We start from the raw sequence: 11,076 nt of genomic DNA, 5'->3' as shown, positions 1-11,076 counted from the left end.
CGAGCCCCGTCCGTTCCGCCACTTATCATTAGGCCCTGAGTCATCTGACTCAGGGCTTTTTTGTGTGCGAAAAAAAGCCATCACAATACAGAGAGAAGCTTTTCATCAATATTTGTTTACTGACAATCCAGTCTTATTAGCATGCTCCGATTGAAACTAAGCCCCAAAGCCCTTATAACATCTTTACGGCATATATTATTTAGCAGTCATTAAACCAGGCGGGTAGCGTGCGTAAAAAGACCTATGCCATGAGATATGTAGCAGGACAGCCAGCGGAGCGTATATTCCCGCCTGGTGCCATGCTGCATGTCGGAAAGGCATTACCGCCGGGCGCGCCTCTGACCGCAGACTCTTCGCTGCGCGTACTGGTATGGAACATCTTTAAACAGCAGCGCGCTGACTGGCTTTCGGTTCTGCAGAATTTCGGTAAAGATGCCCACCTTGTACTTTTGCAGGAAGCCCAGACCACCCCGGAGCTGGTGCGCTTTGCTACCAGTAATTACCTGGCTGCCGATCAGGTCCCTGCCGTTTCTCTGCCACAGCATCCCTCGGGCGTAATGACGCTGGCATCAGCGCACGCGGTTTACTGCTGCCCACTGCGTGAACGTGAACCTTTACTCCGCTTATCAAAGTCAGCGCTGGTCACCGCTTACCCCTTGCCTGATGAGCAAATGCTGATGGTGGTAAATATACATGCCGTTAACTTCAGCTTAGGTGTGGATGTTTACAGCAAGCAGCTGGGCCCGATAGGTGAACAAATCATCCACCATAAGGGGCCTGTCATCATGGCGGGTGATTTTAATGCCTGGAGCCGTCAGCGTATTTACGCATTGTATAATTTCGCCAGGGACATGGGGCTGAAAGAGGTCAGTTTTACCGACGATCACCGGCGCAAAGCCTTTGGTCGGCCATTAGACTTCGTTTTCTACCGCGACATGAGAGTGACGGAAGCCACTGTGCTGGTCACCCGCGCCTCCGATCATAATCCGCTACTCGTTGAATTCACTCCCAGCAGGCCTGTACTTCTTTAAACGTTCTGCCTGCTATCCGGGAAGGCTCCTACCCGCGTTCTGTCCATCATTCCAAAAATAAAAAGGAAACCCGCTTCATGGCAAAACAGCATCACGATCGCGTCGAAAAGCAATTTGGCGATCAGGCCAGCGCCTATCTGACAAGCACTGTACATGCGAGCGGTAGCGATCTGATCAGGCTTGGTGAACGTTTGTCCGCTGCAGAAAATGCCTCAGTGCTTGATTTAGGCTGTGGTGGTGGGCATGCGAGCTATGCCGCCGCCCGGCATGTTTCAAGCGTGGTTGCTTACGACCTCTCAGAAAAAATGCTTGCGGTGGTAAATGAGGCAGCGAAGGAGCAGGGCTTAACGAACTTAACCACTCAGTGGGGGTATGCAGAACGGCTCCCCTTTGAGGACGAACAGTTTGATATTGTCATCAGTCGCTACTCTGCACATCACTGGCACGACGCAGGAAGTGCAATGCGCGAAGTGAAGCGCGTACTTAAGCCCGGCGGGAAGGTGATCTTTATGGACGTCAGCGCGCCGGGGAACGCCGTACTGGATATCTGGCTGCAAACCGTTGAGGCTCTGCGCGATACGTCTCATGTGCGGGATTACGCGCCGGGGGAGTGGCTCACGATGTTCACCGAGGCTGGCCTTGCTATCACAGCAGTTAGCCATGACCGACTGGAGCTTGAGTTTTCAAGCTGGACAGAACGAATGCGCACGCCGCCGTTGATGATTGAAGCCATCCGCGCTTATCAGCAATCGGCTTCTGAAGATGTGCAGCGCTATTACGCGCTGAAGCCAGATGGAAGCTTCAGCACTGATACTCTCTTTATCGAGGCAGTGAAGCGGTAGTTCAAAGGGCAGGGACCTGGAATCTGTAGCCAGGGAGCAGGAATAAAAAAAAGCCAATCATCAGATTGGCTTTTTTATTGTTGAGTGAGCTTAGCTGTCAGGCGTGGCGCTGTTATTAACAAACAGCGTCAGCTTATCGCCGGGCTGAATGTTTTTACTGCCGCTGCTATTCCAGCGCATCACATCCTGCATTTCAACGCCATGGCGCTTTGCAATGCTGGCCAGAGAATCACCTTTGCGAACCTGATAGGTGATGCTGTTGCCATTATCGGCCAGTTTAGCTGCGTTTCCGCTGCTGCCCAGGCTTAGCGTTTGTCCCGGCTTAATGTTGCCGCCACGGATGTTATTAGCACGCTGTAGGTCCGCCATCGACACGTTCAGGCGCTTTGCAATACCCGACAGGGTATCGCCACTGCGGACTTTGTACGACGCTGTCGTAGTGTTGCTTGCCAGCGCAACGTTCTGAACTGCGGCAATATCGCCGGTTGCCAGAGAGTTACGCAGCTGCGCCACGTTCGATTTTGGCACCATAATATAGTGAGGGCCAGTTGGTCCCGTACTACCGCGCTTATAACCCGCGTTGAAGCTTTTCAACTTACTCAGTGACATGCCAGCCATTTCGGCCGCCTGCGTCAGCTCTATCGGCTGCCCAACGTCAACCCGTGCCAGCGCACGCGTTTCGTTCGGCTTAGGCAACTGGATACCGTACCGCTTATTGTTTTTGAGCAACTCGCCGAGCGCCAGCATTTTAGGCACGTAGATTGTCGTTTCCCTTGGCAGAGAGAGAGACCAGAAATCCGTTGGCTTCCCTCGGGATTTGTTGGCTTTCATCGCCTTCAGAACGCGACCTTCACCACTGTTATAAGCAGCAATGGTCAGTAACCAGTCGCCGCCAAACATGCGGTTCATCCGCTCCATCATATCCAGCGCCACTTTGGTTGAGGCAACGACATCACGTCGTCCATCATACCACTGTGTCTGCTTCAATCCGTAGTTACGCCCCGTCTGCGGTACTATCTGCCAGATGCCCGCGGCATTAGCAGTTGAAGTTGCATGGGGATCAAAAGCGCTCTCCACTATGGGTAGTAGTACCAGTTCCATCGGCATTTTACGTTGCTTAATCTGCTCGACAATCCAGTACATATACGGCTCTGCCCGTAATGTTACATCGTGGAGATAGCTCTTGTTTCTTAAGTATTTTTGTTTTTGTTCGCGTATCCGGGGATTATCCGGAACCTTCATCTTCAGCTCGTCGCCAATGAAATTCCATAGATCCTGATCTTGCGTAAGGCGGGTCCCATCGTCCTGCCAGCGCGGTGATAAAAGTCGATCTGCATCATTTGAATTATCATTCTGACCCGCTGAAGACAAACTCTGTGCATGCTGTTCCGGTACGTTGGCGTCATGCTGTGACGCCTGGCACCCCACCAGCAAGACCGAGGCGAAAAATATCGCTATAGCCTTCATGTGTGTGTCAATTTGTCGCTTAAAAGACGAGCAACTATACGTGCATGGTTAAACCAATACAACCCGAAAATCAAAAATTGTCTTTCTTCTCGCGTAGAGTCGCAAAAACCTGCCATTCATGTTGTGGAGATGTTTCATAACCAATACTTCTTTGTAAATCATTATCTTGAGTGCGTAGAAAAATATTTATTTTCCTCTCATTAGCCAGCGTTACAGGCAAGGTTACCCTGTTTTTCGCCCGTAACTCCTTAATTTGCTGGTAATAGCGACCTATTTCAACATCGTGAGGCAAAACGGTATGCGCAAACTTCATATTAGATAAAGTATACTCATGTGCGCAACATATTTGTGTGTCTTCGGGGAGGTTTTTAAGCTTTTGAAAAGATTCAAACATTTGTTTTGGTGTGCCTTCGAAAAGCCGTCCACAGCCGCCGGAAAATAGTGTGTCCCCACAAAAAAGATAAGGATTGCTGAAGTATGAGATATGTCCTAAAGTATGACCCGGGGTATGATAAACACTAAATTCGCAGCCCAAAATAGCGACCTTATCACCCTCTTCAACCAGCACATTTGCCCCTTTATCCTTCGTTTCCTGTGGACCATACACCAGCAGATCGGGGTATTTTGCCAGGAGTTCTTTTACGCCGCCAACGTGGTCGTAGTGATGATGGGTTAAAAAAATGGCGACTGGCTGCCAGCGGTTTTTTTCCAGCGCCGCCACTACGGGTGCCGCTTCGCCAGGATCCACAATCAGACACTGACCTTCATTGTTACTTAATGACCAGATGTAGTTGTCCTGTAATGCCGGAATGCTGGTAAGATTCATCATCGCCTCGTTTAATGGCCGAAATGGAAAGAAGATGGTAAAGCATGAAGCCTGCTAAAACACGCCAAATTCGTCATGTGCCACACTCCTGGGCGGAAATGCCCTGGGGAGAATTTTATCGTGATGCGCTCACTTCACACCTCCAGCCTTGTCTGGCGCGGATATACGGCTTCCATTTATTAAAGGTGGGCGATCTCAGCGCAGAAATCGATACGAGCCACTGTGCGATATCCCATCAGGTTAATGTCGGAACCTGTGGTGAGCAGCTACAGGTACAGGCCGACCCGATGAGTCTGCCATTTGAATCTAAATCTGTGGATGCCTGTCTGCTGGCGCACTGCCTGGCGTGGAGTCGCGATCCGCACCGCGTTCTGCGGGAGGTGGACAGGGTACTGATTGATGACGGCTGGATAATTATCAGCGGTTTTAACCCGTTCAGCGTGCTGGGCATTGGGAAACTCGTCCCCGGTCTTAGCCGTCGCATTCCCTGGAACAGCCGCATGTTTACACAGGTGCGGCTGATGGACTGGCTAAGCCTGCTGAATTATGAGGTGGTTCAGCGGACGCGGTTCCAGGTACTCCCATGGAACCGTCAGGGAGGAAAAACCATCAGTACGCATTTTCCTGCGCTGGGCTGTTTAAGCATTATCGTGGCGCGCAAGCGCACCTTTCCACTGACGCTGAATCCGGCGAAAAAAGCCGCGGCGGCACGGCGTATCAGCGCCGCTGTCGGGGCAACCCGGCAGTTCCACTCGCGGCATCGCGATCAGGATCCTGACTGATAGCCGATATCCTCGAAGGCCGGACTACCGGCTGCCGCACGCGCCAGTTCATCACAGCGTTCATTTTCGATATGGCCGGCGTGGCCCTTGACCCATTCCCATTTAATCTGGTGATGGCTTAACGCGGCGTCGAGCCTTTTCCACAGATCAACGTTTTTGACCGGCTTTTTATCCGTGGTCTTCCAGCCGCGCTTTTTCCAGTTATGGATCCAACTGGTGATCCCCTGGCGAACATACTGACTGTCCGTACTGAGCACCACTTCACACTGCTCGCTGAGGGCTTCAAGCGCGACGATAGCCGCCATCAACTCCATGCGGTTATTAGTGGTTAAAAAATATCCTGAGCTGAAGGTTTTTTCGTGCTTACCGTAGCGTAAAATAGCGCCATAACCACCCGGGCCGGGGTTGCCCAGGCACGACCCATCGGTGAAAATTTCTACCTGCTTAGGCATCTCTGGTAGACTCCCTGCTGAAAAATGCTAAGTCTGACATAAACGGGTCCTATGAGCACAGTAAATACAACGCGTCAGATCGTTCTCGATACTGAAACCACCGGTATGAACATGATTGGGGTGCACTATGAAGGGCATCGCATCATTGAAATCGGTGCCGTTGAGGTAGTGAACCGTCGTCTTACCGGTAATAACTATCATGTTTACCTCAAGCCGGACCGGCTGGTCGATCCTGAGGCCTTTGGCGTTCACGGTATTGCGGATGAATTCCTCGCCGATAAACCCGCGTTTGCGGATATTGCGGATGAATTCCTCGCCTATATTGATGGCACGGAGCTGGTCATTCATAACGCCTCGTTCGATATCGGCTTTATGGACTATGAGTTTTCAAAGCTTGGCCGCGATATCCCGAAGACCAATACTTTCTGTAAGGTCACGGATAGCCTGGCGATGGCGCGCAAGCTGTTCCCCGGTAAGCGAAACAGCCTTGATGCCCTCTGTTCACGCTATGAAATAGACAATACCCGGCGAACGCTTCACGGCGCACTGCTGGATGCCGAAATTCTCGCCGAAGTCTTCCTGACCATGACCGGCGGGCAGACGTCGCTGACCTTCTCTATGGAAGGAGAGCGTCAGCAGCAGGCCAGCGGCGACACCATCCACCGTATTGCGCGTCCTGCTTCCGGGCTGCGAGTCGTGGCCGCCACGGATGAAGAGATCGCCGCCCATGAGGCGCGTCTCGATTTGGTGATGAAGAAGGGCGGAAGCTGTCTCTGGCGGGCCTGACGCAGGCTAAAAAATTATGCTTGAAAAACGCGCAGTCAGTGGCAGGCCTGTTGAAAAAGCGTTGACGACCGTCGCGCCTCACCGTAATATTCGCTCCGTTCCCGACGGGGAACAAAGCGCGGAGCGGTAGTTCAGTTGGTTAGAATACCTGCCTGTCACGCAGGGGGTCGCGGGTTCGAGCCCCGTCCGTTCCGCCAAGTATCCAGAAAGCCTGATTCAGTAATGAATCAGGCTTTCGTCGTTATAACTGCCCGCTAATGAGTTACTTCTTACCGACGGCAACCTGGCCAGAAAACCCCTCAGCCTGTGATATACGATCTTCACGTGCCAGCCAGCGATAACATCCGGCTGACAGCAGCGCGCCAATAAACCAGCTAAAGTTTGCCGCTTCGTGCAGCGCGGGCGTAAAGCCTATCGCCAGACCTGTCAGCACGGAAGGTATCAGCGCCGCAATGGCTTTCGGATTAAAGCCGCCGCGATACCAGTACTTTCCCTGCGGAGAGTCATCAAACAGATCATCCACCGAAATCTCACCACGCTTAATCACATAGAAATCGCAGAGCAGAATACCAAACAGCGGGCCGATAAAGGCGCCCAGCACGTCCAGCGTATAGTGGATAAGCTCCGGCGACTGAAAAAGGTTCCACGGCGTCAGCAGCACAGATCCTACCGCTGCGATCATTCCACCGGTGCGGAAGCTAATTTTCTGCGGGGAGCAATTGGAGAAATCAAAAGCGGGCGAGACAAAGTTAGCGACAATGTTAATACCAATGGTGGCGGTGATCATCGTGAGCAGCCCAATCGCAACGGCTAAATCGCTACCCACCCGGCTGACGGTTTCGATGGGATCGGTGATCATGCGGCCAAACAGCGACTGGGTGCCGGAGACGATAACCACGGTCACCACCGAGAACAGCAGGAAATTAAACGGCAGACCCCAGCGATTGCCCCGACGGATCTCACCCATACTTTTGCCGTAACGGGAGAAATCACCAAAATTCAGCAGTGGGCCGGAGAAATAGGAAACGACCAGCGCGCTGGCGGTAATCATCTGCCACACCTGTTCACCGACAGAAAGCGGCTTACTCGCGAGCGTCAGCGTAATGCCACTAAAGCCGGTCTTGTACACAATCCAGCCAGCCAGCGACAGCATAACGATATAGACCGCAGGACCGGCGATATCAATGAAGCGCTTAATCGCGCTCATACCGTGCCAGAAGACCAGTGCCTGAGCGAGCCACATAATGCCGAAGCAGCACCAGCCCAGCGTGGAAAGGCCCAGCCAGGCAGTATGGGTTAGCGAGGCCAGAGAAGGCCAGAACTTAAGCGTAACCAGCATCAGGGCATTCGCCGCCAGCCAGGTCTGGATCCCATACCAGGCGAAAGCGATCAGCCCTCGGATCACGGCCGGGATATTCGCGCCGAATACGCCGAAGGCCTGGCGACAAATGACCGCATAGGGTACGCCTGCCATCTGGCTGGGGCGGGCCACCAGGTTGGCAAAAATCTGCACAACGCAAATCCCCACCAGCAGGCATAGCAGCACCTGCCAGCTTGCCAGGCCAAGCGTGAAGAAGCTGGCGGCCACCACATAGCCTCCCATGCTATGCACATCCGACATCCAGAAAGAAAAAATATTGTACCAGCTCCAGTTTTGATCGCGGGTCGGGGCCAGATCTTCGTTACACAGGCGTGGGCTGTAATGCGCCGGACCTGTCGCGCTGGATGTCTTCGTTGCGTTCTGATCGGTTATTGGCATGAAAGCTGCTCCTCTTTATTCGCTCTGCATGTAATCGGAATGAAGAGGTCATTGCAGCTTTCGGGCCAAAGGTGATTTTTGTATACAAAATTTCTTGTAGATGTGTACGATAATTAGCACTGTTTAAAATCTGATGGAGTTGTAAATGAAGAGTGATAGCGGCCTGGAAATAGCCACGGAGCAGCAGGATAAGGATGAATTTATCTATCAGGCGCTGATGTCGGCGATGGTTGAACACCAGCTGCCGCCGGGAAGCAAACTGCCGGAAGAGGCACTTTCAGCGGTTTTTGGCGTCAGCCGTACCGGTATCCGTAAAGTGCTCCAGCGCCTTGCGGCAGTGCATATGATTGTACTGACGCCCCGGCGTGGTGCACAGGTCGTATTACCCTCGGCGGAGGAAGCGAAAGAGATTCTGCGTACGCGATCGCTCATTGAGTGTGCCAATCTGCCTGCGGTACTGGAGCACTGCCAGTCAACGCATCTGGTGGCGCTGGAGAGGATCAATCATGCTGAACAGCAGGCGCATAAGGATCGCGACGGCCCGGCTGCCATTCGTTTTTCCGCTGACTTTCATATTCAGCTACAGGCTATCTCAGGAAATCAGGTACTGACAGACATGGTCACCCGGCTGACTCAGCGATCGTCGCTGGTTATCGCCGCCTGGGGTGCGCCCTGGCAGCAGGGATGCCGCTGCGACGATCACGATCGGCTGATTGAGCTGATGAGGAAAAAAGCGCTGGCTCCGCTTACTGACGCACTACAGCAACATTTTTCGCATATTCTGGACAGCCTGCGCTTTGCGCCCGCGAGCGAAGCGATACTGGATTTCGCCAAAATATTCTCAGTGAAAGGGGATAAATAATGGCGGCACAGCAGATTATCCAGGTTATTAACCCCAATACCAGCGCAGCCATGACCCACACCATCGCTCAGGCTGCAAGGGCAGTAGCGGCTCCTGAGACCACTATTGTAGCGGTTTGCCCCTCGCAGGGCGTGCCTTCGATTGAGGGACATTTTGATGAAGCCGTGGCAGCCATTGGGGTGCTTGAGCAGATCAAAGCTGGCCGCGAACAGGGGGTTTCCGGACACGTAATTGCCTGTTTTGGCGATCCGGGACTGCTGGCCGCACGGGAGCTGGCAAGCGGGCCCGTGGTGGGGATTGCCGAAGCGTCGATGCATATGGCAACGCTGGTCGCCACGCGCTTTTCAATTGTGACGACGCTGCCGAGAACCGTCATTATCGCGCGACATTTGCTGCGTCAGTACGGGTTTGAGCATCACTGTAGCGCGGTGCACGCCATCGATCTGCCGGTCCTCACGCTTGAAGACGGCAGCGGACTTGCGCAGGAAAAGGTGCGTGAACGTTGTATACAGGCGATGCAGCAGGACGGTAGTGGCGCCATTGTGCTGGGCTGCGGCGGCATGAGCAACCTCGCACAGACGCTGACGCGTGAACTGGGGATACCGGTTATCGACGGCGTCAGCGCAGCCGTAAAAATGGTGGAATCGCTGGTGGCACTGGGACTCTCAACCAGCAAACATGGTGATTTAGACTATCCGGTTCAGAAAAACCTGTCGGGTCAGTTTCAGCATCTAAACTAGTTTTACGTCAGCCCGATAACAGGACTCCGACTATGAGTGATGTCAGCGATAAAAAAGAGTACGGTTTTAATAAAAACTATCCTCGCGACCTGCGCGGCTATGCGGGCCATCCTCCGCATGCGGCCTGGCCGGATCAGGCAAAGATCGCCGTACAGTTTGTGCTGAACTACGAAGAAGGCGCGGAAAATAACGTACTGCACGGCGACACCGGTTCCGAGCAGTTTCTCTCGGATATTATTGGTGCGGCGAGCTATCCGGAGCGCCATATGTCGATGGACTCACTTTACGAATATGGCTCACGCGCGGGTTTCTGGCGCATCCATAATGAGTTCCAAAAGCGCGGCCTTCCGCTGACGATATTCGGCGTGGCGATGGCGCTGGCGCGACATCCAGAAATTGTAGAAGCCATCAGGCAGGCGGATTACGACGTGGTCAGCCATGGCTGGCGCTGGATCCATTATCAGGCGATGGATGCCAAAACTGAACGCCAGCATATGCAACAGGCGGTCGAGACGCTGATCGATCTGTTTGGCAAGGCGCCTACCGGCTGGTATACCGGGCGCGACAGCCCCAATACGCGCAGGCTGGTGGTTGAGCAGGGCTGTTTTACCTATGACAGTGATTATTACGGAGACGATCTGCCGTTCTGGACTCAGGTCACCTGCCAGGATGGTACCGTAAAACCCCACCTGGTCATTCCCTATACCCTGGAAACCAATGATATGCGTTTTGCCACGCCGCAGGGATTCAATACGGCAGAACAGTTCTATACCTATCTTAAGGACAGCTTCGATGTGCTGTACGAAGAGGGTGAGACGTCGCCAAAGATGCTCTCCATCGGTATGCACTGTCGCCTGCTGGGGCGGCCCGGGCGCTTCAAAGCGCTACAGCGTTTCCTGGACTATATTCAGCAGCATGAAAGGGTATGGATTTGCACCCGACAGCAGATTGCCGAACACTGGATAACCACGCATCCTCAGCCCTGACTGGCCGCAGCATGGCGAAGCCGCCTGACAATCCGCGACCGATGAGTGCACCCTGTTAACCCCCGATTCCCCCGGCGCCACTTATCGTGCCGGGGAGCAGCAATGCTGGGTGCATACCATTGCACTTAAATTGCATAAATAGGGATTACGGAAAGGTTTTTATTTTGAATGTTTATTAAAGTGTCTTTTAATCAATAGATTGCATCACGACGCATCCGTTACTGAATGCAACCCTATGCTTGAACCTGTAAACGAAAAGTGCCATCATTACGCTAACCCTGTTATCCATCACCATCTGCTCCGGAGGCCCCGCCATGAAAGGTCTTATGCTGAATTCCAGCATCACAACACCTCATTCACCATCATGTGCGTGCCGTTTCGTGAGTCACCCTGCGTTACACACCTCGCTCACCATGCGGTGAAGCTTTTACACGCCTGACTACGGCCATCAGTAAAAACAGGCGTGACCTGATTTTACTCATGTCTGTGGGCCGAAGCGGGATCCGTTCTGCTGACAACCGACCTGACACCTTCGCCGGGCGA

11 protein-coding genes and 1 tRNA gene are annotated in these 11,076 nt (G+C 53.2%); 8 read left to right on the top strand and 4 right to left on the bottom strand.

Going from position 1 to position 11,076, the window contains the following annotated elements:
* Positions 1-227: 227 nt before the first annotated feature.
* Positions 228-1,031 carry an endonuclease/exonuclease/phosphatase family protein gene (locus ACLRGG_RS01840; protein ID WP_416248153.1) on the top strand — a complete coding sequence of 268 codons (804 nt, stop codon included), beginning with the start codon at positions 228-230 and terminating at the stop codon, positions 1,029-1,031.
* 77 nt (positions 1,032-1,108) lie between these two features.
* The gene (locus ACLRGG_RS01835; protein WP_416248152.1) at positions 1,109-1,873 is read left to right on the top strand and encodes a class I SAM-dependent methyltransferase; all 765 of its coding nucleotides are present in this window, start codon (positions 1,109-1,111) and stop codon (positions 1,871-1,873) included.
* 90 nt (positions 1,874-1,963) lie between these two features.
* On the opposite strand, the gene mltD is transcribed toward ACLRGG_RS01835, so the two are convergent.
* The gene (gene mltD, locus ACLRGG_RS01830) at positions 1,964-3,340 is read right to left on the bottom strand and encodes a murein transglycosylase D (protein ID WP_416248151.1); all 1,377 of its coding nucleotides are present in this window, start codon (positions 3,338-3,340) and stop codon (positions 1,964-1,966) included.
* A 70-nt stretch (positions 3,341-3,410) separates the two neighbouring features.
* Entirely contained in the window at positions 3,411-4,166 is a 756-nt protein-coding gene (gloB, locus tag ACLRGG_RS01825) for a hydroxyacylglutathione hydrolase (protein WP_416248160.1), read from the bottom strand.
* A 44-nt stretch (positions 4,167-4,210) separates the two neighbouring features.
* Here gloB and ACLRGG_RS01820 point away from each other — a divergent pair, with 44 nt between their 5' ends.
* Complete coding sequence (locus ACLRGG_RS01820) at positions 4,211-4,948, top strand: class I SAM-dependent methyltransferase (RefSeq protein ID WP_416248150.1); 738 nt, start codon at positions 4,211-4,213, stop codon at positions 4,946-4,948.
* On the opposite strand, the gene rnhA is transcribed toward ACLRGG_RS01820, so the two are convergent.
* Positions 4,933-5,400, bottom strand: coding sequence for a ribonuclease HI (gene rnhA, locus ACLRGG_RS01815; protein WP_503369204.1), 468 nt, complete (start codon positions 5,398-5,400; stop codon positions 4,933-4,935). The two genes, ACLRGG_RS01820 and rnhA, sit on opposite strands and share 16 nt — an antisense overlap.
* A gap of 51 nt (positions 5,401-5,451) precedes the next feature.
* Here rnhA and dnaQ point away from each other — a divergent pair, with 51 nt between their 5' ends.
* Together dnaQ and ACLRGG_RS01805 are read left to right on the top strand one after the other, a co-directional pair.
* Positions 5,452-6,186 (top strand): DNA polymerase III subunit epsilon, encoded by a 735-nt coding sequence (dnaQ, locus tag ACLRGG_RS01810; protein WP_416248149.1) that lies wholly within the window; start codon positions 5,452-5,454, stop codon positions 6,184-6,186.
* Between the two features lie 120 nt (positions 6,187-6,306).
* Positions 6,307-6,383: transfer RNA gene (locus ACLRGG_RS01805), tRNA-Asp, on the top strand.
* Between the two features lie 65 nt (positions 6,384-6,448).
* Here the strand turns inward: ACLRGG_RS01805 and ACLRGG_RS01800 are convergent.
* Positions 6,449-7,945: an NCS1 family nucleobase:cation symporter-1 gene (locus ACLRGG_RS01800; protein WP_416248148.1), complete on the bottom strand. Its 1,497-nt coding sequence runs from the start codon at positions 7,943-7,945 to the stop codon at positions 6,449-6,451.
* 145 nt (positions 7,946-8,090) lie between these two features.
* Between ACLRGG_RS01800 and ACLRGG_RS01795 the strand changes: the two genes are divergently transcribed.
* The 3 genes from ACLRGG_RS01795 to puuE are packed head-to-tail and all read left to right on the top strand — an operon-like array spanning position 8,091 to position 10,533.
* Positions 8,091-8,807: a GntR family transcriptional regulator gene (locus tag ACLRGG_RS01795; protein ID WP_416248147.1), complete on the top strand. Its 717-nt coding sequence runs from the start codon at positions 8,091-8,093 to the stop codon at positions 8,805-8,807.
* Entirely contained in the window at positions 8,807-9,547 is a 741-nt protein-coding gene (gene hpxA / locus ACLRGG_RS01790; protein ID WP_416248146.1) for an allantoin racemase, read from the top strand. The genes ACLRGG_RS01795 and hpxA overlap by 1 nt, the downstream gene beginning before the upstream one ends.
* Positions 9,548-9,579: 32 nt before the next feature.
* Complete coding sequence (puuE, locus tag ACLRGG_RS01785; protein ID WP_416248145.1) at positions 9,580-10,533, top strand: allantoinase PuuE; 954 nt, start codon at positions 9,580-9,582, stop codon at positions 10,531-10,533.
* Positions 10,534-11,076: the final 543 nt, after the last annotated feature.

Source organism: Erwinia sp. PPS120, assembly GCF_047918655.1.
In the GTDB taxonomy this organism is placed as follows: domain Bacteria; phylum Pseudomonadota; class Gammaproteobacteria; order Enterobacterales; family Enterobacteriaceae; genus Erwinia; species Erwinia tasmaniensis_A.
Note: the sequence above shows the minus strand (reverse complement) of the source record. Positions and strands in the feature narration are given on the sequence as shown.